The 21,432-nt window shown below is 69.6% G+C and carries 24 protein-coding genes; 10 read left to right on the top strand and 14 right to left on the bottom strand.

Annotated elements, in window-relative coordinates:
• Positions 1-25 precede the first annotated feature (25 nt).
• Positions 26-931, bottom strand: coding sequence for a phosphatase PAP2 family protein (locus tag WA670_RS37180; RefSeq protein WP_336160953.1), 906 nt, complete (start codon positions 929-931; stop codon positions 26-28).
• 112 nt (positions 932-1,043) lie between these two features.
• Here WA670_RS37180 and WA670_RS37175 point away from each other — a divergent pair, with 112 nt between their 5' ends.
• From WA670_RS37175 to WA670_RS37165, 3 genes are read left to right on the top strand one after another with little or no spacing between them, the layout of a single operon-like run.
• On the top strand, positions 1,044-1,724 hold the full coding sequence (locus WA670_RS37175) for a response regulator transcription factor (protein WP_336160951.1): 681 nt from the start codon (positions 1,044-1,046) through the stop codon (positions 1,722-1,724).
• Positions 1,725-1,783: 59 nt separating this feature from the next.
• Positions 1,784-3,130: a HAMP domain-containing sensor histidine kinase gene (locus WA670_RS37170; RefSeq protein WP_336161041.1), complete on the top strand. Its 1,347-nt coding sequence runs from the start codon at positions 1,784-1,786 to the stop codon at positions 3,128-3,130.
• Positions 3,127-3,609 (top strand): hypothetical protein, encoded by a 483-nt coding sequence (locus WA670_RS37165; RefSeq protein WP_037812357.1) that lies wholly within the window; start codon positions 3,127-3,129, stop codon positions 3,607-3,609. Before WA670_RS37170 ends, WA670_RS37165 begins: the two co-directional genes overlap by 4 nt.
• Here WA670_RS37165 and WA670_RS37160 read toward each other — a convergent pair.
• A complete protein-coding gene (locus WA670_RS37160; RefSeq protein ID WP_336160948.1) occupies positions 3,606-4,199 on the bottom strand; it encodes a TetR/AcrR family transcriptional regulator in 594 nt (197 codons plus the stop codon). The genes WA670_RS37165 and WA670_RS37160 overlap by 4 nt on opposite strands.
• A 56-nt stretch (positions 4,200-4,255) precedes the next feature.
• Here WA670_RS37160 and WA670_RS37155 point away from each other — a divergent pair, with 56 nt between their 5' ends.
• Entirely contained in the window at positions 4,256-5,491 is a 1,236-nt protein-coding gene (locus WA670_RS37155) for an FAD-dependent oxidoreductase (protein WP_336160946.1), read from the top strand.
• 551 nt (positions 5,492-6,042) lie between these two features.
• Here the strand turns inward: WA670_RS37155 and WA670_RS37150 are convergent.
• Positions 6,043-6,603, bottom strand: a complete 561-nt coding sequence (locus tag WA670_RS37150) for an NADPH-dependent FMN reductase (protein WP_336160944.1) — start codon at positions 6,601-6,603, stop codon at positions 6,043-6,045.
• 95 nt (positions 6,604-6,698) lie between these two features.
• Here WA670_RS37150 and soxR point away from each other — a divergent pair, with 95 nt between their 5' ends.
• Positions 6,699-7,166, top strand: a complete 468-nt coding sequence (gene soxR / locus WA670_RS37145; protein WP_134670128.1) for a redox-sensitive transcriptional activator SoxR — start codon at positions 6,699-6,701, stop codon at positions 7,164-7,166.
• An 894-nt stretch (positions 7,167-8,060) separates the two neighbouring features.
• Here soxR and WA670_RS37140 read toward each other — a convergent pair.
• Positions 8,061-8,567, bottom strand: coding sequence for a mycothiol transferase (locus tag WA670_RS37140; RefSeq protein ID WP_037812365.1), 507 nt, complete (start codon positions 8,565-8,567; stop codon positions 8,061-8,063).
• Between the two features lie 248 nt (positions 8,568-8,815).
• On the opposite strand from WA670_RS37140, the gene WA670_RS37135 reads away from it, so the two are divergent.
• The gene (locus WA670_RS37135; protein WP_158714476.1) at positions 8,816-8,965 is read left to right on the top strand and encodes a hypothetical protein; all 150 of its coding nucleotides are present in this window, start codon (positions 8,816-8,818) and stop codon (positions 8,963-8,965) included.
• A 77-nt stretch (positions 8,966-9,042) separates the two neighbouring features.
• Here WA670_RS37135 and WA670_RS37130 read toward each other — a convergent pair whose 3' ends face one another.
• Positions 9,043-9,477 carry a DUF6314 family protein gene (locus WA670_RS37130; protein ID WP_238605470.1) on the bottom strand — a complete coding sequence of 145 codons (435 nt, stop codon included), beginning with the start codon at positions 9,475-9,477 and terminating at the stop codon, positions 9,043-9,045.
• Positions 9,478-9,719: 242 nt separating this feature from the next.
• On the opposite strand from WA670_RS37130, the gene recQ reads away from it, so the two are divergent.
• Both recQ and WA670_RS37120 read left to right on the top strand, forming a co-directional pair.
• A complete protein-coding gene (recQ, locus tag WA670_RS37125; protein ID WP_037812369.1) occupies positions 9,720-11,564 on the top strand; it encodes a DNA helicase RecQ in 1,845 nt (614 codons plus the stop codon).
• A gap of 137 nt (positions 11,565-11,701) precedes the next feature.
• A complete protein-coding gene (locus WA670_RS37120; RefSeq protein WP_336160938.1) occupies positions 11,702-13,012 on the top strand; it encodes a serine hydrolase domain-containing protein in 1,311 nt (436 codons plus the stop codon).
• 62 nt (positions 13,013-13,074) lie between these two features.
• Here WA670_RS37120 and WA670_RS37115 read toward each other — a convergent pair whose 3' ends face one another.
• Positions 13,075-13,278, bottom strand: a complete 204-nt coding sequence (locus tag WA670_RS37115) for an antitoxin (protein ID WP_037812373.1) — start codon at positions 13,276-13,278, stop codon at positions 13,075-13,077.
• Between the two features lie 119 nt (positions 13,279-13,397).
• Between WA670_RS37115 and add the strand changes: the two genes are divergently transcribed.
• A complete protein-coding gene (add, locus tag WA670_RS37110; protein WP_336160936.1) occupies positions 13,398-14,381 on the top strand; it encodes an adenosine deaminase in 984 nt (327 codons plus the stop codon).
• On the opposite strand, the gene WA670_RS37105 is transcribed toward add, so the two are convergent.
• The 6 genes from WA670_RS37105 to WA670_RS37080 form a co-directional block, all read right to left on the bottom strand.
• Entirely contained in the window at positions 14,359-15,732 is a 1,374-nt protein-coding gene (locus WA670_RS37105) for a vWA domain-containing protein (RefSeq protein WP_037812376.1), read from the bottom strand. The two genes, add and WA670_RS37105, sit on opposite strands and share 23 nt — an antisense overlap.
• Positions 15,729-16,610 (bottom strand): AAA family ATPase, encoded by an 882-nt coding sequence (locus tag WA670_RS37100; RefSeq protein ID WP_009080300.1) that lies wholly within the window; start codon positions 16,608-16,610, stop codon positions 15,729-15,731. The genes WA670_RS37105 and WA670_RS37100 overlap by 4 nt, the downstream gene beginning before the upstream one ends.
• A 148-nt stretch (positions 16,611-16,758) precedes the next feature.
• Positions 16,759-17,247 carry a hypothetical protein gene (locus WA670_RS37095; protein ID WP_158691474.1) on the bottom strand — a complete coding sequence of 163 codons (489 nt, stop codon included), beginning with the start codon at positions 17,245-17,247 and terminating at the stop codon, positions 16,759-16,761.
• Complete coding sequence (locus WA670_RS37090) at positions 17,240-18,001, bottom strand: hypothetical protein (protein WP_336160933.1); 762 nt, start codon at positions 17,999-18,001, stop codon at positions 17,240-17,242. Before WA670_RS37090 ends, WA670_RS37095 begins: the two co-directional genes overlap by 8 nt.
• A gap of 18 nt (positions 18,002-18,019) precedes the next feature.
• Positions 18,020-18,763, bottom strand: coding sequence for a hypothetical protein (locus tag WA670_RS37085; protein WP_037812380.1), 744 nt, complete (start codon positions 18,761-18,763; stop codon positions 18,020-18,022).
• Entirely contained in the window at positions 18,760-19,119 is a 360-nt protein-coding gene (locus tag WA670_RS37080) for a hypothetical protein (protein WP_051172698.1), read from the bottom strand. Before WA670_RS37080 ends, WA670_RS37085 begins: the two co-directional genes overlap by 4 nt.
• Before the next feature lie 168 nt (positions 19,120-19,287).
• Between WA670_RS37080 and mgrA the strand changes: the two genes are divergently transcribed.
• On the top strand, positions 19,288-20,316 hold the full coding sequence (gene mgrA, locus WA670_RS37075) for an L-glyceraldehyde 3-phosphate reductase (RefSeq protein ID WP_037812382.1): 1,029 nt from the start codon (positions 19,288-19,290) through the stop codon (positions 20,314-20,316).
• Between the two features lie 23 nt (positions 20,317-20,339).
• Here the strand turns inward: mgrA and WA670_RS37070 are convergent, their stop codons facing one another.
• Together WA670_RS37070 and WA670_RS37065 are read right to left on the bottom strand one after the other, a co-directional pair.
• Positions 20,340-20,936, bottom strand: a complete 597-nt coding sequence (locus tag WA670_RS37070) for an NUDIX hydrolase (RefSeq protein ID WP_336161040.1) — start codon at positions 20,934-20,936, stop codon at positions 20,340-20,342.
• The gene (locus WA670_RS37065; RefSeq protein WP_336160931.1) at positions 20,900-21,424 is read right to left on the bottom strand and encodes a PadR family transcriptional regulator; all 525 of its coding nucleotides are present in this window, start codon (positions 21,422-21,424) and stop codon (positions 20,900-20,902) included. Before WA670_RS37065 ends, WA670_RS37070 begins: the two co-directional genes overlap by 37 nt.
• Between the last annotated feature and the right edge of the window lie 8 nt (positions 21,425-21,432).

Here is a 21,432-nt window from a genome sequence, read left to right as displayed (position 1 = left end):
CGCGGGGTAGGCGGGGGATCCGCGCTCACGACCCTCCGCTGAGCCGGTTCCGCGCCCCGGACGGGTCGAAGTTCACCCGCCGGAGCGGTCCGGCGGCCAGCAACACCACCGCCACCGCGCTCAGCGCCGCGAGCACCAGCGCCGCCACGAACCGGGCCGGAACCGACGTCGCCGAGGACAGCACCGCGTAGCCGCCCAGCACCACCGCGACCGGCCCGAACAGCGCGATCGCCGTCCGCACCGGCGGGATCCGGCTGCCGTCCGGACGCCGCGCCGAGACGACCGCCGCGCCCGCCGACACCACCGCGGCCACCAGCAGGCAGGCGCCCACGGTGTCGGAGAGCCGGTGCCAGCTGAGCGCGACGGTCGCCGCGGCCACCCAGGCGACGCCGGGCGCACCCACGGCGAGCACCCAGGTCCGGAACCGCGCGGGCAGCACCACGGCCAGTGCCAGCAGCACGGCGGTCGCCGCGCTCACGTGCCCGCTCGGGAAGCTGTTGTGGTGCGGAGCCCCGGCCGACCCCACGTCCGGCCGGTCCAGCAGGTAGATCTTGAGCAGCTGCGCGGCGGCCAGCGGCAGCAAGTACAGCACCAGCGCGGTCACGCCGAGCGCGAACCGCTTGCGCAGCACCGCGAGCGCCACGATGACGATCCCGGCCGCGCCGAACACCTCGACCCCGTCGATCCCGGCCAGCGGCCGCGCCCAGTCCACAGTGGACCGCGGAAGGCCCTGCGCGAAGCGGACGACCCCGTCCTCCGCGCGCTGCCCGGCCGCGGTCCGCACGAACAGCAGGTAGGCGACGACGAACGCGCCCGCGAACCCGATGGCCGCGGCGATCAGCACCGCGGTCCGCGAACGCCGCGGCGGGGCGAGCGCGTGGCGCGGCGCGAACAGGGGCACGGTCGGCGGATCAGGAGTCAGTACTGCCATGCCTTCGAGCCTGGCCGCGGGATTTCGAGATCTCGTCAGGGCCGTGTCATGGTTTCGCTACAAGATCCGCCCGGCTCGCGCGAATCCGCGGGCATTCCGAATAATGGCCACCGTGGCTGTGGTGTTGGTGGTCGAGGACGACGCGTCCGTCCGCGAGGGCATGGAACTGGCGCTGCGCAGGCAAGGACACACCGTGCACACCGCGGCGACCGGCGAGGACGGTGTGGCGCAGCTGCGCGAACGCGTGCCGGACCTCGTGGTGCTCGACCTCATGCTGCCCGGCATCGACGGGTTCGAGACCTGCCGCCGGATCCGCGCGCTCGGCCAGGTGCCGATCATCATGCTCACCGCGCGCAGCGACGATTTCGACATCGTCGCCGGCCTCGAAGCGGGCGCGGACGACTACGTCGTGAAGCCGGTCGAACCGCGCGTGCTCGACGCCCGCATCCGCGCGGTGCTGCGCCGCACCGCCGCCGAACCCGGCGCCGCGGGCCCCGAACAGCACGGCGACCTGGTGATCGACCGCGCCGGGATGCTGGTGCGCAAACACGGCGAACCGGTTTCGCTCACCCCGACCGAACTGAAGCTGCTGCTGGAGATCTCGCGCACGCCGGGCCAGGTGTACAGCCGCAGCCAGCTGCTGGCGTCGGTGTGGGGACACGATTATCTCGGCGATTCCCGCCTGGTCGACGCCTGCGTGCAGCGGCTGCGCGCGAAGATCGAGGACGTCCCGGCGCGGCCGGACCACGTGCAGACGGTGCGCGGCTTCGGCTACCGGTTCGGCCGCTCGTGAAACGGCTCCGGTCGTGGGTGTCCGGGCTGCGCCTGCGGCTGGTGCTGGCGTTCGCGGCGATGACGCTGGTCGGCGCGGGTGCGGCGGCGGGCGCGAGCTACGTGTCCGCGCGCAACACGATCCTGGCCGGCGTGCAGGACCCGGCGATGGTGCAGCTGCGCGACGAGGTCAGGACGTACCTGCCGCAGCTGACCCTGCCGCCCGACCAGCGCCAGCTCGACAACATGGCGAGCTCGCTCAAGGGCGTCACGACCGTGGTGTTCGGGTCGCTGCATTCGCACGTCGGGCTGAACCCGGCGGAGATACCCGGCGGGCTGCGCACCGCGGTCGCGGGCGGGACCAGCATCCAGTTCCAGCGCGTCATCGAGGGCGGGCGCCCGGTCCTCTACATCGGGATGCCGCTGCTGCGCTACGGCGCGACGAAGGGCGAACACACCGGCATCGAGGTCTACAAGACGGTCCCGCTCGCCACCCAGCAGGCCGCGATCGAGCAGCTGGCGACGCGCGCGTGGGTCATGACCGCACTGGCCCTGCCGATCGCGGTCGCGCTGGCGCTGCTGGCCGCGCGGCAGGTGCTGCGCCCGGTGCGCGCGCTGAACTCCGCGGCGCGCAAACTCGGCGACGGGCAGCTCGACGTGCGCCTGCCCGCGAAGGGTTCCGACGAGCTGGCCCAGCTGGTCACCACGTTCAACCACACCGCGGCGGAACTGGAACGCACCGTCGGCTCGCTGCGCGAGATGGAGGCCGACGCGCGCCGGTTCGTCGCGGACGTCTCGCACGAGCTGCGCACCCCGCTGGCCGCGATGAACGTGGTCACCGACGTCCTCGACGAAGACGCCGACCAGCTGCCCGCGGACACCGCCGTGGCGGCGCGCCTGGTGTCCGCCGAAACGCGGCGGCTGACCCGGCTCGTGCAGGACCTGGTCGAGATCTCCCGCTTCGACGCCGGACGGGCCGAGCTGCGCGTCGAGGAGGTCGACCTGGCCGAGGCAGTCGCGAACAGCGTCGCCGCCCGCGGCTGGACCGACTCCGTCGCGGCCGACCTGCCGAGCGTCTCCGTGCCCGCAGACCCGCGACGGCTCGACCTGGTCGTCGCCAACCTGGTCGGCAACGCCCTGCGCCACGGCGCGCCGCCGGTCGAGATCCGGCTGAGCACCGACGACACGACCGTTTTCCTCACTGTCACCGACCACGGCCCGGGCATCCCCGAGGAGGTGCTGCCGAAGGTGTTCGACCGCTTCGCGAAGGCCGACACCTCGCGCGCCCGGTCCGACGGCAGCGGCCTCGGCCTGTCGATCGCGCTGGAAAACGCCCGGCTGCACGGCGGCGACATCGAAGCGGCGAACACCGGCGACGGGGCGCGGTTCACGCTCCGGCTGCCCCGCACCGCGAAGGAGGAGCGATGAAACTTCTGCGGCTCTTCGTCGCTTTCGCTGCCGTCTTGGCCCTCGCCGGTTGCGGTATCCAGCCGACCGGAGTGGTCCCCGCCGGCGACGCTCCCGGAGGTTTCCAGCTGGGCACGCCGCGTCCGCAGATCACGCTCTACTTCGTGTACGCGGGACAGCTCAGCCCGGTGCAACGTGCCTGGGCGAGGGACGCGACCCCCACGACGGTGCTGACGGAACTGTTCGGCGGCCCGACTCGCACGGAAGAACAAGAGGGCTTCTACTCGATGCTCTCGCCGGGCCGGCACGTCACGGTCGACACCTCGGCCCAGCCGGTGACCGTGACCGTCTCCGAATCGATGAAACTGCTGTATCCCGTCGGCCTGCAGCAGGTGGTCTGCACTGTCTCCGCGTCGCTGGCGGCGTCCGGGCAGCCGGTCGGCAAGGGGATCACCGTGGTCGCCTCGGACACCAAGCTCGAATCCCTGTACTGCAACTAGCCTTCCGGCACGAATCCGCGCACGACCCGCTCGACTATCCCCAGCATGGCTTCCGTCGCGCTCTCCCCCGGCGGCACCTGCCGCAACGCCGCCTCCAACGCGCCGAACACCGCACCGGTCAGCGCGGCCGCCTCGACCCGGTCCAGCTGCGGCGCGCACGTCTCGTACAGCTTCTCCGCCCACCGATCGCCCACCGCCGCGTTGCGCAGCAGGTATCCCGCGCGCAACGCGGGCACCCCGGCCAGCAGCCGGGTGCGCACCTCGGTGAGCGGATGGTCCAGCGGGAAACTCCACGCGTCCGCCGTCACCAGCGCGTGGACGGTCCTGGTCACCATCTCCGCCACCGGCGTCCCCGGCTCCGCCGCGGCGAAGACCCCGTCCACCACCTCGTCGTAAAGATGCTGGTCAGCGAAGACGACGTCCTCTTTGGCTGCGAAGTAGTTGAAGTACGTCGCCGGGGACACCTTCGCCCGCGCGGAGATCTCGGCGACGGTCGTGCCGTCGTAGCCCTGCTCGTCGAACAGCGTGAGCGCCGCCTCGATCAGCGCCTGGCGGGTCCGCCGCTTCTTCTCTTCCCGCAACCCGGTCATGGCGTGAATCTTAGCGTTACTCTAAACTTAGAGAGTCTCTAAGATTGGAGGTCCCGATGGAACGGACCGGATGCGTGGTCGCCGGGGGCGGTCCGGCAGGCGTGATGCTGGGCCTGCTGCTGGCCCGGGCCGGGGTCGAGGTGGTGGTGCTGGAGAAGCACCGCGACTTCCTGCGGGACTTCCGCGGCGACACCGTGCACCCGTCGACGCTGCGGTTGCTGGACGAACTGGGCCTCGGCACCCGGTTCGCCGCACTGTCCCGTTCGGTCCTGGAACGGATGAAAATGGAGATCGGCGAGGAAACGGTGATCGCCGCCGACTTCAGCAGACTGCGCGGCCCGCACAAGCACATCGCGATGGTCCCGCAAGCCGAATTCCTGGGCCTGCTGGCCGAAGCCGGTGCGGCCGAACCGAAATTCACCCTGCGCATGGGCGCTTCTGTTACCTCTCTGCGCCGCGAAGGCGGACGCGTCACGGGCGTCAACTACCGCGATGACAGCGGTGACATTGCCGCACTGGAAGCCCCGCTCACCGTGGGCTGCGACGGACGCTGGTCGAAAGTGCGCCAAGAACTCGGCCTCGCATTGCGGGAGACAGCCGTCCCGATGGACGTCTGGCAGGTGCGAGTGCCGAAAGCCGGACCGGGCGAACAGGGGGTGTTCGCCCGGTTCGGCCCCGGATACGCCTCGGTGACCATGGACCGCGGCGATTACTACCAGACCTCGTACCTCATCCCCCGAGGTCAAGACGCCCGCCTGCGTTCCGGCCCGATCGAAGACTTCCGCTCACGCCTGGCCGAGTTGTTCGGCTGGACGCCCGCGCAAGTGTCCGCCGTCCGCTCGTGGGACGACGTGAAGTTGCTGGAAGTGACCATGGGCCTGCTGCCGCGCTGGCACGCCCCCGGCGCGTTGTGCATCGGCGACGCGGCCCACCCGATGTCGCCGGTTGGCGGTGTCGGAGTGAACCTGGCCGTGCAAGACGCCGTCGCCACCGCACGACTCCTCGCGGAACCGTTGCGGCGCGGGGAAGTTCCGGTGTCCCGCCTGGCCGCCGTACGCCGCCGCCGGTTGTTGCCGACAGTCGCGGTGCAGTCGAGTCAGCGGGGTGAACACGAGATGCTGCTGCGCCCCGCGCTAGCCGGGACGCTGGACCGTTTGCCCGCACCGATGCGGGTGGTGCAACGGTTCCCGGCGCTTTCCGGGGTGACTGCTTACCTTGGCGGCGTCGGGTTGCGGCCGGAACACGCTCCCGCTTTCGCGCGACGGTCTGGTGTGGACAGTCACGCTGGCTGACCGTTTGGCGGTCCGGTGCGGTGCCGTTGGGGGTTTGCGGCACCGCACCGGATTTGCTGTTCCGGTGGGCGGCACCGGACGCACTGCCTTGTTGAACGGTGCCGCACAGAACTCAGCGCCTTGTTGGCCGGTGCCGCACCGACTCGCTGCCTTGTCGGACGGGGCCGCACCGAACTGGCTGCCTTGTCGGACGGGGCCGCACCGAAGCGTGCTCCAGCCTCAGCCATCGCAGCGGGAAGCTCCGCCGAGCCGCAGCGTCGCCAACCAAGACTGCGCTGGCTTCCCGCAACGCCGGATTCCTCTTCCATCGCAGCGGTTCCGGCCCAGAACATGGTCCGGCCGCCCCTCTTCCGGAAGGGCAACCGCATCGCCCAACGGAGCCGCACCGTCAGCCAGCACACCACCGGCTTCCAGCACCGCCCCGGACTCACCCCTCGGCTAAACGGAACACGTCGCAGTTCACGGCAGCGAGCCGTCCGAACTCCGCCGGAGCAGCATCCGCACGGCTACCCCGGCGCTTCAACCACGCCGACCAGCGCTATCCCGCGCCGCTACGCCGGGTAAGCCCGCACCGATCGGGCGTCCTGCAACGCGCGAGCCCACCATTCGAGCTGGTCGAGCAAGGCCTTCGCCGCGGTCTCGACGGCAGGGTCGAGCGGTTCGCCGTCCTCCCCGAACCGCCCGTGGACCCCGTGGAAGCTCACGGTTTCGCGGATGGTGACCGCGTGCAGTTCGGCGAAGACCGGGCGGAGGTGCTCGACCGCGCGCAGCCCGCCGGAAATCCCGCCGTAGGACACGAACGCGACCGGCTTCGCGTGCCATTCGCCGCGGAACGAGTCGAGGACGTTCTTGAGCGCGGCCGGGTAGCTGTGGTTGTACTCGGGCGTGATCACGACGAACGCGTCCGCCGCTTCGAGCCGGGCAGCGACGGGCGCGGCCCCCTCGCCGTTCATCGCGAGCGGCAGCGAGATCTCGGCGACGTCGAGGACGTCGACCTCGAACCCGCCGTGGCGGTCGGCCTGGCGGGAGAACCAGCGGACGACCGTGGGGGCGAACCGCCCTTCCCTGGCGCTGCCCACGAGCACAGCGAGCCGGACGGGAGCTTCGGACACGTTTTTCTCCTTTTTTCCGGGGCGGAACAGGTTTCCCGCCTCCGGAAAGGAGTCTCGAACTTCAAGCTCCCTTTAAGTCAAGCTATGCTGTGCGCATGGCGAAAACGGAGCTGCCCGAACTGACCGTGGGCGAACTCTCCCACCGCAGCGGCGTACCCGCGTCGGCCCTCCGGTTCTACGAGGACGAGAACCTGATCCAAAGCAGGCGCACCGCGGGCAACCAGCGCCGCTACCGCCGCGACACCCTGCGGCGGGTCACGTTCATCCGCATGTCGCAGCGGGTGGGCATGCCGCTGGCGCAGATCCGCGACGTGCTGGCCCTCCTCCCGGACGACCGCACCCCGACCCGCGCCGACTGGTCCCGCATCTCGTCCTGCTGGCGCTCCGACCTGGACCAGCGCATCCGCCAACTGGAACAACTCCGCGACCAACTGAACGACTGCATCGGCTGCGGCTGCATGTCCCTGGCCAAATGCCGCCTGGCCAACCCAGAAGACCGCCTAGGCCAAGACGGCCCCGGCCCGCGCCGACTGCCGGACCACCGGGGGGCCGGATTCGAGTGAGACCGCTCGGCAGCTGACTCCGGGAGGTTGGCTGGCTGCTCGGCCGAGGCTTCTTCGCGTGGGACTGCGGGAGTTCTCTGCGGAACTGCACCTCCGCGAGGCCGCGTCCGCTTCGGCTACCAGCCCGGTGTTCACGGCGCACTCTCACCGCGCGCTTCAGCCACCAGCTCGCTGCACGCTCTCACTGCGCGTTGGCCAGCAACCCGTCTCTCACCGCACATCCTCACCTCCCTCGCCACTCCCGCTCTCGCCGCGCGCTCGCCTCAGCGACGAGCCAACTTTCACCACATGCCATCACCACGCCTGCTTCAGCCGCCAGCCCCGCTCTCGCTTCACGCGCGCACCTCAGTCAGCAGTCCCGCTCTCGCCGCACGCGCGGACTGCACCCACCTCAGCCACCGGCCGTTCTCTCACCACATCCCCTCGCCACACCCGCCAGTCCTGCACCGCCGTGCGCTCGCACGGCACCCACCTCAGCCACCAGCCCCGCTTTCGCCAAGCGCCCTCGCCAGTCCTGCTCACGCCGCGCGCTCGCACGGCGGCCGCTTCAGCCACCCTCCGCTCGCTCGCCACCTTCCCTCGCCACACCCGACTAAGCCGCCAGCCCGCCTTCGCCACGCGCTCTCGCCGCGCGCTCGCACCGCACCCACCTCAGCCACCGGTTCCGCTCTCGCAACGCACTCGCACCACGCCCGCCAGTCCCACTCTGACCACGCGCACTCACCGCGCGTTGGCCAGCATGCGTCGCCATCACTCCCCCGGCCCGCCGCCGCGCGAGCAATGCGGCGGTTCGTGGCCCAGGTACGGAGCGAGAGAGCCGCGGCGGTGCGCGTGCGCCGCGGCGCGAGCTGCCAGGCCAGCCGGTCACTCGCTCAGCGCGTCAGCCGCTCCAGGTCATCCCAGCAGCAACCCCCTCACGTAGGCGGCCTGTCCGGCGTGTTGCAGGTCGTCGGAGAGCACGCTGACCAGCCGGACTCCAAGCGTGACCGGCGGGTTCCAGCCTTCGTCGACCACGCGGTCCAGTGCCGTTCCGTTGAGGCTGGTCACCCAGGACACCGTGTGCTCGTGCACGGCGTCGTAGTAGCCGGTGAGCAAGTCCGGCGACTTCGGCTGGACCTTGGCCACGTCGTCGCTGCTGTGCCCGTAACCGATGTCGCCGGCGGGAAACGGCAGGGCGAATTTCTCGCGCCAGTCCTGTGCCGTCCAGAACTGGTCGGTGCCCGCGACGTCCGCGACATGGTCGTCTTGCACCCGCGCCAAATGCCAGACCAGCCAGCCGATCGAGTTGGCTTCCGGGCCGGGGCGCGCCGCCAGTTGCTCCGCGGTCAGCCCGTCGACTGCCTGGTGCACCACTTCCCGCACCCGGCCGAATCCGTCCACGAGCAGATCGGCCACATTCATCTCGCGCTCCTCTTCGTCGTCGTGCGCTTGCCTCGATCATGCCTCGAAGATCCGCTTGTGCCCAGCACTGTGACTCGAGCGGCGCGAGGGGTCCATTCGCACCGGATCGCACGGCTTCAGCACGGAAAATCCGTTGACTACCAGCGGTGACCGCAACTGTCCACTTCGGACCTGACGCGCGCGGCCAGCGGCAGGTAGACTCCGGCGCGAGAGCGATCTGCACGCCGACGACGCGAACGGAGGGACCCGTGGCGATCACCGCGCCCCGAGCCCTGCCCGGGTTCGACAACATCGCCGGCATCGCGATTCCCGCCTGGGCGGGCATGGTGATCGCCGCCGCCTGCGCGATTTCGGCGATCACGGTGCTGCTGGTGATCCTGCGCAACCGGCGGAAGTAGTTCACGCAGCGCGTTCGCTGCGAGATCCGGCGGATCTCACGTGCGGCAGTGCGGAATCCTGCGCCAGACCGGGAGGATCATCGGTCCGCGCGCGTGAACCGGCTGGTGATGACGTGGTCCTTGGCCGGTCCGGTCACCACCCATTCCTGCTCCCACTGGCGAGCGTCTAGCACGCGGTACGCCCCGCGATACCAGTCGGCGGCGCACGGATGATCGGCTGTCCACTCGCCGGTCGCCAGGTCCACGTCGTGGAAAAACCCGCCGTGGTCGAAGTGGACCGCGGCGCGCGAGCCGCCGGACGGACGGTAGTGCAGAGTCCGGACAAATGGTCCGCGATGCGCTCCGAGCTGCAGCTCTCCTGACTCCCGATAGACGAGCACCCCGTCCTCGCAGGTGAACGTCGCCCGGCCGCTCGCCTCGCCCAGCGCCGCTCCGTCGACGTCGACGATTTCGCGCGCGAGCTGCCATTCGCCGGAGAAATACCCGGTCAGGTCATCGATCGGAAAAGCCACGGATCCCATTGTGCGCCTCCGGTCCGCGGGCGAAGGGCACCGGGACTGTCGTCTCGACACCGTCTGTCACGGGGGTGGCGTGAAGGGTCCCGTCATCCCCGGTGTCACCAGTCGCCAGGCTGTTCACCCTGTGCGACCGGGCCCGTCGCGAACGCCGAAAACGGCCGGTGCGATGGGGACTCTCGCGCCGAACCCGGCGGGGCAGGCTCGCCCGGACGGCTCGCCGCCCTAGAATCGGCCGCGTGGCGCACCCCGATCTGGCCGAGCAGGCCACCCGTTCCCCCGCTCTCGAGACCTTGCAGCGCGTCTTCGGCTACGACGCGTTCCGCGGCGACCAGGCGGAGATCGTCGAGCACGTGATCTCCGGCGGCGACGCGCTGGTGCTCATGCCCACCGGCGGCGGGAAATCGCTGTGCTACCAGATCCCGTCGCTGGTGCGCCCCGGCGTCGGCGTGGTGATCTCGCCGCTCATCGCGCTGATGCAGGACCAGGTCGACGCGCTGCGCAACGTCGGCGTGCGCGCCGGATTCCTCAACTCCACCCAGGATTTCGCGCAGCGGCAGGAGGTGGAGGAGGCGTTCGTCGCGGGCGAACTGGACCTGCTCTACCTCGCGCCCGAACGGCTGTCGGTCGAATCCACCGTGCGGCTGCTCGACCGCGGTAAAATCGCCCTGTTCGCGATCGACGAAGCGCACTGCGTCTCCCAGTGGGGCCACGATTTCCGGCCCGACTACCTGATGCTGTCCTCGCTGCACGAACGCTGGCCGGACGTGCCCCGGATCGCGCTCACCGCCACCGCGACCGAGGCCACGCACAAGGAAATCTCGCAGCGGCTCGGCCTGGACGGCGCGAAGCATTTCGTCGCGAGCTTCGACCGGCCGAACATCCAGTACCGGATCGTCCCGAAGAACTCGCCGCAGAAGCAACTGCTCGACCTCCTGCGCACCGAGCACCAGGGCGACGCCGGAATCGTCTACTGCCTGTCGCGCGCGTCGGTGGAGAAGACGGCGGATTTCCTGGTGCAGAACGGAATCCGGGCAGTGCCGTACCACGCCGGGCTCGACAAGTCGACCCGCGCGGCGAACCAGGCGAGGTTCCTGCGCGAGGACGGGCTCGTCGTGGTCGCCACGATCGCGTTCGGCATGGGCATCGACAAACCGGACGTCCGGTTCGTCGCCCACCTGGATCTGCCGAAGTCCGTGGAAGGCTATTACCAGGAAACCGGCCGCGCGGGCCGCGACGGGCAGCCGTCGACCGCCTGGCTCGCGTACGGGCTGCAAGACGTGATGCAGCTGCGCAAAATGATCGACAAGTCCGAAGGCGACGAGATGCATCGCCGCCTGCAAGCCCGGCATCTGAACGCGATGCTGGCGCTGTGCGAGACGGTCGAATGCCGGCGCACGCAGATCCTCGCGTATTTCGGGCAGTCCGGCCAGCCGTGCGGGAACTGCGACACCTGCCTGGCCCCGCCGGAACGCTGGGACGGCACCATTCCCGCGCAGAAACTACTGTCCACAGTGGTCCGTCTGCGCAACGAGCGGCGGCAGAGTTTCGGCGCCGGCCAGATCATCGACATCCTGCTGGGCAAGACGACGCCGAAAGTCACCCAGTTCCAGCACGACACGCTGAAGGTCTTCGGCATCGGCACCGAACTGCGCGAACCGGAATGGCGCGCGGTGGTGCGGCAGCTGCTGGCGCGCAACCTGCTCGCGGTCGAGGGCGATTACGGATCGCTGGTGCTCACCGAAGGTTCGACCGCGGTGCTGAACGGTTCCCAGGAAGTGCAACTGCGCCGCGAACCGGAACGCCCGGCGCGCGCCCCGCGAACGTCCCGCCGCACGCCAGCCGCTCCGATCGACATGCCCCCGGAGGCGGAACCGGTGTTCGAGCGCCTGCGTGCCTGGCGCGGGGCGACGGCGAAGGAACAGGGCGTCCCGGCGTACGTGATCTTCCACGACGCCACGCTGCGCCAGATCGCCGCGATGATGCCGACAACGCTCGACAAACTGGGCACGGTGAGCGGGGTCGGCGAGAGCAAGCTGGCCAAGTACGGGGAGGGTGTGCTGGCGGTGCTGGCCGAGGAGTGAGGCTGGGCAAGAACAGGCGGCGTCCCCTCGACAGTCGTCCCCGCGAAGCAGCTTCAGAGCGTTCCGCCTGGCGATGCCGCTGCCCGGAAGGCTTGGTTCGTGCTCGTACCCAGCGTTCCGGGCAGTAGATTGCGGGGATGGCGTGGGGTTTGAGCGAGCTGATCGCGAAGCACGACGTACCGGGCGCGCAGGTCGCGGTGCTGGCCGACGGCGAGATCCGGGACGAGGCCGCGGGCGTGCTGAGCCTCCGCACGCGAGTCGAGGCCACGACCGACTCGGTGTTCAAGATCGGTTCGATCACCAAGATCTGGACCGCCACCCTGGTCCAGCAACTGGTGAACGACGATCTGCTCGACCTCGACCGCCCGCTTCACGCCTACCTGCCCGGGTTCCGGCTGAGCGACCCGGCGGCCACTGAAACCCTGACCGCCCGCCACCTGCTCACCCATACCGGCGGAGTCGACAGCAACCATCTCGTCGACACCGGACGCGACGACGACGCGATCGAGAAGTTCGTCGCCGCCCTCGCCGACGCAGCTCATCTTTTTCCCCCGGGCCGCGTTTTCTCCTACTCCAACAGCGGATACGCCGTGCTCGGCAGGCTGGTCGAAGTCTTGCGCGGCAAGACCTTCCACGACGTGCTCCGGGATCGTTTAGCGACGCCGTTGGGCCTTTCCACCCTCGCCGCCGACACTTACGAAGCGGTCCTGCACCGCACCGCGGTCGGCCACGTCGAGACCGAAGGAAAACTCGCGCCTACGAAGAGCTGGGCAGTCCGCTATTTCTCCACGCCCAGCGGCTCGCACCTCGCGATCAGTGCCCGCGATCTGCTGGAGTTCGTTCGCCTGCACCTCGCCGACCACACGCTCGCGGGACTGCGCGAACCCCAGCTCGAATCCGTCCCCGACTTCGGCGGCGGCGTCCTCGGCTGGGGGCTCGGCTGGATGCTCTACCGCGACGGCGTCGTCGGCCACACCGGCGTCTCCAAAGGCCAGAAGGCTTTCCTGCGCGTCGTCCCCTCGGCCGGGGTGGCGATGGCCGTCCTGACCAACAGCGCGGGCGCCGAACCTCTGGCCCACGAACTCTTCAGCACGGTGCTCCGGGACCTCGCCGGCGTCGAGACGGCACCGCTTCCCGTACCGCCCGCGGAACCCGTTCCCCTCGACGCGGACCTGATGTGCGGCACCTACCGCACCACCTCGGACGACATCACTCTGACCGTCGACAACGATCGAGCGTTCCTCACTTACCGTCCCCGCAAGGAGACCGCCGAATCGCGGCACGGCAAGCCAGCGCGGCGCGTCGAGGTGGTCCGCCTCGACGACCACGCGGTCATCACCGCCGAACCGAAGTTCGACGGCCACCAGGTCTGGTCACTGATCGGCTCCGACGCGCGCGGCCGCGCGCGCTTCCTGCACAACGGAGCCGCCGCCTACCGAGTCGATTGATCTTCACGCGACCCGGCACGGCCCTGCGGAAGGTGCGCGAACCCGGGTCCCAGCCAGCAGCGTCACTCAGCCGTCCGAGGACGCGTGGTGTCCGAGACCTTCCGCACCGCCCCGGCGATCTGCGAGTGATACCGCCCATTGGTCTTCTCATCCACGAAGCGCGCCGCCTTGCCCACGGCCTCGTTGACCTTCTGCGGGTTGTTCCGCACATACGACACCGCGCCCGCGGCACCGGCCAGCATGGTGAGTTTCTTCATCAAAGCCATCGCGCACAGCCTTCCCCTGCGGAAACATCCGTCACCTTCTCAACGCCGCCACGCCACCGCGAGTTCCCCCGGGCAAACTTGAGTGACAGGAGGTGCCGAAGGCAGGCATCATCCGACGCGTGCGCGATCTTTCGGCCCTTCCCAAGGTGCATCTCCACGTCCACCTCGAGAGCACTGTCCGCCCGGGCACGCTCAAGGAGCTCGCGGCTGTCCACGGAGTCGAGGTGCCGGATAAACCGGCCTCGTTCAACGGGTTTCGGGCGTTTGCCGATCGCAACAGTCTCACTCGGTCGTGTTTGCGCGCGGCGGAAGACTTCGAGCGGATCGCGCGCGAGTTCTGCGCGGACGAAGCCGCGCAGGGGACTCGGTACGTCGAGGTTACGTTCACCGCCGCGTCGCACGGGGAACGGCTCGGGGATCTTGAAATGCCGCTCGACGCGGTCCGCAAAGGACTGACGGAGGGCGGAAAAGAGCATGGGCTGCAATGGCGGTTGATCCTTGATCACTCGCGGCGCAGGTCGGTCGAGCGGGCGATGAAGACCTTGGACCTCGCCAAGCAGTATGAAGAGGTCGTCGCGATCGGGATGGCGGGCGAGGAAAGGCATTCGCTCGCTCCGTTCCGGGAGGTGTTCGTCCGGGCGCGGGAGGCGGGAGTGCACCTCGTTCACCACGCGGGCGAGGACGCTGGGCCGGAGAGCATCCGCGAGGCGATTGAAATCGGTGGCGCGGAGCGTATCGGCCACGGGATCCGCATTGTCGAGGATCCGGAACTGACCGCCCAGGTAGCGGAAAGCGGGATCGCGCTCGAGGTGTGCCCGTCGTCGAACGTCACGCTCGGCTTGGTGCCGACGCTTCCGCGGCACCCGCTCCCCCGGTTGATCGAGGCGGGGCTGCGGGTCACGCTCAACACGGATGTCCCGGACGTCACGGGCACCACGATCACCGACGAATTCACTCGGGCGAGGGAAGTTTTCGGGTACGACGACGCGACCTTGGCGCAGCTGGCCCGGAACGGGGTCGAGGCATCGTTCGCACCGGAGGAGACCAAAGCGTTGCTGCGCAAGGAGATTGACGGCTGGCTCAGGTCGGCAGAAGGCGCGTGACGAGCACGCCCAGCTGCTGCGCGTTCCGGCATTCGTGCATCTCCACCAGGTCCGCGTAGTCCGGCGCGGCCGAATCGCCGGTCCCCCACAGGGATCGGCGTTCGGGGTTCAGCCAGTGGACATGCCGCGCACGCGAGCGGATCGCGCGGACGGCCTCGAGATTCGGGTCGCCGCCGTTCGTCCGGGCGTCGCCCAGGATGAGGACCGACGTTCGCGGGCCGACGGCGTCGAGCCAGTGCGAAGTGAATTGTCCTAGTGCGCGGCCGTAATCGCTGTGGCCGTCCCAGCGGACGACTGCGGCTTCGCTGAGCATCCGCGCGCCCAGCTGTTCGGGATCGGCGGCGCCGGTGTCCACGAGATGCGTTACCTCGTCGGTGCTGTCGACGAAGCCGAAAACGCGGATTTTGCTGAACTGGTCCCGCAAAGCCTGCACCAGCAGCATCGTGAAGTTCGCGAAACCCGCCACCGAACCGGAAAGGTCGCACAGGAGGATGATTTCCGGGCGGCCGGGACGCCGGTGCCGGTAGGCTGGACGCAAGGGCACGCCGCCAGTGGAGAGTGAACGACGCAGCGTTCGGCGCAAGTCGATCTGGCCGCGTGTGGTGCGTTTGCGGCGCGCGGCAAGCCTGGTGGCGAGTTTCCGGGACAGCGGCTGGATCGTGCGCCGCAGTTCGGCCAATTGCGTACGGCTGGCCAGGAGAAAGTCGACGCGGTCGGCGGCGGGCGCGATCGCGTGCTTGGCGATCCGTTCGCGGCCCCTGACTTCGGCGGCCCGGCGGCGGGCTTCGGTGCGCACCCGGCCGCGGAAACCTTCGACGCGGCGGCGGATTTCGTCGCGGGTGAGCCGGTCGGTGAACTCGTCCGGGGCGCCCGCGGCACGCATCGCGGCCAGCACCTGGGCGATGAGCGTCTGCGGTTGCAGGCGGTCCAGCGTCTGGTGCGCCGAATACCCGCCGCCGGGGCCGGTTCCCACGCCGTACTGGCCCAGCAGGTCCACGGCGAGTCCGGCGAGCTGGTCCAGCGCCTGGTCGTCGCCTTCGGCCAGGGCGGCGGCGAGCGCTTCCCGCAGCTCTTCCCGGTCCCGCGGCGGGTTTTCGCGCGCAAGCTCCGGGGCGCCGACGCCGGCCGGGAAGTACAGGTCGAACGCGGCGTCGAACACCGTGCGCTGCCCGCCCCGGCGGACCAGCGCGGCGGCGAGCCCTTCGCGGACCAGTTCGCGGTCGTCCAGGCCGAGCACCTCCAGCGCGGCCGCCGCGTCGGCCGTCTCCCCCGGACCGGCCGGGATGCCTTGCGCCCGCAAGGCCCGCACGAACTCGGCGAGCCGTCCGGTCAGGCCCGGCGCGGCGGTCACGACGCGTCCAGCACCTGGTCGAGACGCAGCCCTGCCCCGGCCTTCGCGATGTCGTCCTGGTGCTTCAGCACGACGCCGAGGCTTTCGCGCACCACCCGTTCGTCGAGCGCGCCCGCGCCGAGCTCCAGCAGCGTGCGCGCCCAGTCGACGGTCTCCGCCACCGACGGCAGTTTCCGCAGGTCCATCGCCCGCAGCGCGGCGATCACCCGCACCACCGAATCCGCCAGCGCGGCCTCGATGCCGGGCACCTTGAGCCGGACGATCTCGCGTTCCAGGTCCTCGTCCGGGAAATCGATGTGCAGGAACAGGCACCGCCGCCGCAGCGCCTCGGACAGCTCGCGCGTCGCGTTCGACGTCAGCACCACGAACGGCTGCTGCGTCGCGGTGATCGTGCCGAGTTCGGGCACGGTCACCTGGAAATCGCCGAGCACCTCCAGCAGCAGGCCCTCGATCTCGACGTCGGCCTTGTCCGTTTCGTCGATCAGCAGCACGGTCGGCTCGGTGCCGGAGATCGCGGTGAGCAGCGGGCGGCGCAGCAGGAATTCCTCGCCGAAGATGTCGGTGCGCGCCTCGTCCCACGTCTCGTCGCGGCCCGCGGTGATCCGCAGCAGCTGCTTCGCGTGGTTCCACTCGTACAGCGCGCGGGCCTCGTCGATGCCCTCGTAGCACTGCAACCGCACCAGCCGCGAGCCGGTGACCTCGGCGACCGCCGTCGCCAGCGCGGTCTTGCCGACCCCGGCCGGGCCCTCGACCAGCAGCGGCTTCCCCAGCCGGTCGGCGAGGAACACCGTGGTCGCGACCGCGGTCGACGCGAGGTACCCGGCCTCGGCCAGCTGCGCCGACACGTCGTCGACGGACGAGAAAAACCCGGTGCCCACGTGGCCTCCTAAGCGATCGCTCACCCGCACTGTACTGGGCGGCGGACGCCAACGGCTTCCTGCCGACCAGACATCGGATCTAAGCGCGCTCACCACCTAGAAGACACACGGAAATCCCGAGATTCCTCCGACGTATGCCGGAGCCGGTTCACGGCAGGCTCGGAATGACCTGGTCCACCAGCCGTTTCGCGACCGGGCAGGACCCTTCGTTGCTCACGGACCGGTCGAGGTACCAGATGCGCACCGCCGAGTCCGTGCCCGGGATCTGGACCTGGTAACGGCAGCCGCCGCCGGCTTTCGTGGTGTCCTTCCGGACTTCGTGCCCGCTCTGGGTGCTCGATTCGCTGTGCCCGCTCCAGTCCTCCGCCTCGCCGAGCTCCAGCGTCGCGGCCAGGTCGCCGCCGGTCAGCTTGCCCGACGGCGGGTTCCACTCGGTGCGGCAGCCGCCGACGCCTCCCGACGCCCCGGAGTCCGCCAGCTTGTACTCGCTGTGCTGCGGGTCGATCGGCGTGCCCCGCGCGGCGGTCGCCAGCAACTCGCAGGCGTTCGTTTTCGCGAACGTCTCCTCCGGGCCGGCGCCGCCGCATCCCGCCACCGAGACGGCGACCGCCAGCACGGGCACGAGCCGCTTAATCATTGCCATGGAACCCCTGCCACGCGTCCTCTTCGTCGTCGAACTCGCGGCCGGCCGACCGGTCCGGGCGGACACTGCCCGATTCCGAGACGGCGTGCGGCGATTTCAGCCCCGCGTTGCCGAACGCGGCTTCGATGTCCTCCTGGATGTTGGCCGTGCCGGCGTTGTCCAGCGCACTGACGTTCGGGGTCGCCGAGATCATCGCGCCGCCCTGGACGCGCAGGGTCAGGTAGCCGAAGCTTCCGCGCACCTCACGCGGCGCTTCGGGCTCCGCCGCCGAAGCGCGTTCTCGCTGCTGCCGGAGCCGTTCGTTCTCGTTGCGCTCCCGGCTGGCCCTGGCTGCCGCGACCACTTCGTCGAGCGTCGGGACCACCACGGGACCGTCCGCGTCGCCCGGAGCCGCGGCAGGCGGCGGTTCCGAAGCCAGGCGTTCGGATCTGGCCTGCACCGCCGCGTCCAGCGCGGACAGGTACGCCTCCGTCAGCGCTTCGCCGAGGAAAGCCGGCTCGACCCGGTCTTTCCAGTGGTCCAGGACCGTCGCCTCGACCAGCTTGAGGTCCTCGTCCAGCGTGATCGTGACGACGCCGGTCCGGTCGGACGCGCGGAAACCGCGGGCGTGCCCGGTGCCGACCAGCACGGGTTCGGCGACGGTCGGCAGTGCCTGCGGCTCCGGGGCCCGATCGAGCCGTGCGCTGATGTCCCGAAGTGCTTCCAGCCCCGCGTCGAGCGTGTTCGCCGAGGCGACCGGATCGGTCATTGTCGCTCCTCCGTGCGGCTAGCCGGCCAGGCTCGGCCATTTGTCGTGCGGGAATTCCGCGGCGTCGTACTGGATGCTGGTGGCGTCGCGCGTGCGCCCGACCGCCTCGCTGTACATCTCGACCACCTTGGTGAGCCGCTGCCCCGCGGTGGTGACGAGCTTCTCGACGAGTTTGCCCGCTTCCCCGATGGCTTCCAGCGCGCCGACGATCGTCCCGGCCTCGACCAGAACGGCGACGAACTCCCCCGCGATGGCGGCGAAGGCGTCGCCGAGTTCCTTCACGAACATGATGTTCGCCTTGGCGATGTCGAGCAGCCAGCTGCTGATGTTGTCCGCTTTGGTCTTGATCGCGCCCAGCGCGGCGTGCTGCAGGTCGACGGCGTCGTTGTACGCGTTCCGGGCCGCGCCTTCCCAGTACCCGAAGTTCGCATCCGGGTGTTCCTTGACGACGCCCTGGAGCTGGGACGCGGGACGCTGGGCGTCCTCCAGCCAGGAGAACCCCTGGACGATGATCGAGACGATCGGGGTCGAATGCTCCAGGATCTTCTTGATGTCCTCGACGATCTTCGTCAGCTTCTCGCTGAGCGCCTTCATTCCCCGGTCGAAGGCGATGACCGCCGGGCCCAGGACGTACCGCCACGCGGAGTCCGCCCATTTGCCGACGAACTCCCGGAACCCGTTGACCATGTCGTTGACCCACTGGACCAGCTGGTCGATCAGTTTCTTGAACTCGGCGGTGGTGCTTTCCGCGTCCTCGCTCACGAGCCGCCCTCCGGGATCTTCTTCGACCAGTCCTTGAGGTCGAGTTCGACGATTTCTTCGTTCTGGTCGTAGGTGTTGGCCGCCTTGACCAGCACGTCGCCGATGTGGCCCATGTCCGCGCCCGCCGTGGAGAGTTTCTGCTCCATGAACTGCTGGAGCTTGTCGTAGGCGGATTTGTCGATCGCGGCGACCCCGGCGGTGAGGAGGAAGTTCACGCCGTCGCCGATCCAGAACGCCGAGATGTCGAGCGTCATGCCGGAAACCGCCGTGTGCACGCCGGCGATCTTCTCCGCGTGCGGATCCCACTTCTTCGCTTCGGTGCGCAAGGCGCCGGTGATGACCTTGTAACCGGCCATGCGTTCCTCCCTCGTTCGCCGTCGGGCTGCCCGGCCGTGACGGGTGCCACAGCCCGCATAGTACGGAGCCAAATGGGATGTCGCGCGCAAAACCGCCTTTTGCCACCGATCAGGAGGTCACCGGCAGTGTGCGGGCTCCGGCGGCGGGTCGCGGGCTAGCATCGCGGCGTGACTTACGCTGCCGCTGACGCCCGTTACGACTCGATGCCCTACCGCCGCTGCGGGCGCAGCGGCCTGAAGCTGCCCGCGATCTCGCTGGGACTGTGGCACAACTTCGGGAACGACCGCCCGCTCACCGTCCAGCGCGACATCGTCCGGCGCGCCTTCGACCTCGGCATCACGCATTTCGACCTGGCCAACAACTACGGCCCGCCCTACGGCAGCGCCGAGGAGAACTTCGGCCGGCTGCTGGCCAGCGACCTGAAGCCGTACCGCGACGAGCTGGTCGTCTCCACCAAGGCCGGCTACGACATGTGGCCCGGCCCGTACGGCGAATGGGGTTCGCGGAAGTACCTGCTGGCCAGCCTCGACCAGTCGCTCGGGCGGATGGGCCTGGACTACGTCGACATCTTCTACTCGCACCGCTTCGACCCGGAGACGCCGCTGGAGGAGACCGTCGGCGCGCTCGACCGGGCGGTCCGGTCCGGCAAGGCGCTGTACGTCGGGATCTCGTCCTACAACTCCGCGCGGACCGCGGAAGCCGCGCGGTTGCTGCGCGAACTGGGCACGCCGCTGCTGATCCACCAGCCGTCGTATTCGATGTTCAACCGGTGGACCGAGACGGACGATCTGCTCGGGACGCTGGAGCAGGCCGGGGCCGGGTGCATCGCGTTCTCGCCGCTGGCGCAGGGCTTGCTGACCGACAAGTACCTCTCCGGGGTGCCCTCGGATTCTCGTGCGGCGCAAGGGAAATCGCTGAACCCGGACACGATCACCGAGGAGAAGCTCGCCAAGATCCGGGCGCTGGGCGAGATCGCGGCGCGGCGCGGGCAGACGCTGGCGCAGCTCGCGCTGGCCTGGGCGCTGCGGGATCCGCGGATGACGTCGCTGGTGATCGGGGCCAGCAGCGTGAAGCAGCTGGAGGACAACGTCGCCGCGCTGGACAACCTGTCGTTCACCGCGGAGGAGCTGGCCGAGATCGACCAGCACGCCACCGAAGAAGGCATCAACATCTGGAAGCGGTCTTCGGACGGATGACCCGGCACGGCCGGAGGCGAGGGCTACCCGAGCCTCCGGCCGAACTCGCCGTAAACCGTCTCCCCGGCCAGAAACGCTTGGTGCGCCAGGGCAATCCGCCGCGCCTTCGAGGGCCGCAACTGCGTTTGCGCGGCCTCGAGATCAAGGAACTCGAACCGGCTCACTTCGTCCGCTGCCAGGCGGATGGCGCCGATCTGCTCGCGGCTCAGCACGCCGCCGTCGAAGACGAATTGCAGGCTGTCCCGCCAGACTCCGTGCGCAGGCAGCCAATCGACCACGAGGAGACGCCCCAGCGGCACGTCGATGCCGAGTTCCTCGCGGACCTCCCGGCGGCACGCCGCCAACGGTGATTCGCCGTCTTCGACCAAGCCGCCCGGGATTTCCAGGAACGGCTTGTAGGTCGGGCAGACGAACAGGATCCGACCGCGTTCGTCGCGGACGAGCGCTCCCGCGGCCGCGTTCTTGCGCGGAAACCGTTCGGCGATGCCCGGGTTGAACTCGGCCTCCGGTTCGCCCTCGTCCCGAAGATCGCGCGCGAAAACCGCGTCGTCGCCGCAGTGGCGGGCCTCGCTGCCGGTCATGATCAGCCGCGGGCCGCGCGGATCGTCTCCGCCGCCCACTCCGCCCAATCGCGTTCCATCGCCGCGTAGCGCTTGCCCCACTCCAGCACGAGGCGGCCGTACAGCGACGGATCGCTGTCGTCCCAGTCCACCGACGCGTCGATCGCCGCCAGTTCGTCGACCAGTCCCTCGGCGAAAGCCCCGTGCCTGCGCAGGAATCCGCGGGCCTCCTCCGGCGTGACCTCGCCCAGGAAGTACACCCGCAGCAGCATCTCGTTCCGCCGTGCGGCCGGCGGCCGCTCCTCCAGCAGCCACTTGCGCAGTTCCGACCGGCCGGCGTCGGTGATCGCGTACTCCTTGCGGCCGCGCGGGCCTTCTGCGGAGACCTCGATCAGGTCCGCGCTCTCGAGCTTGCCCAGTTCCCCGTACAGCTGGCTCTGCGTGGCCGTCCAGACGCTCGACATTGCCGTTTCGAAGCGTTTCAGCAGGTCGTAGCCGCTGCCGGGGGCAGTGGCGAGCAGCCCCAGCACCGCGTGTCGCAAGGTCATGCGCTCAC

The sequence above is a fragment of the Amycolatopsis sp. VC5-11 genome, assembly GCF_037034185.1.
Taxonomy (GTDB): Bacteria; Actinomycetota; Actinomycetes; order Mycobacteriales; family Pseudonocardiaceae; genus Amycolatopsis; species Amycolatopsis nivea.
The sequence above is the reverse complement of the archived record's forward strand: the minus strand, read 5'-3'. Positions and strand labels throughout refer to the sequence as shown.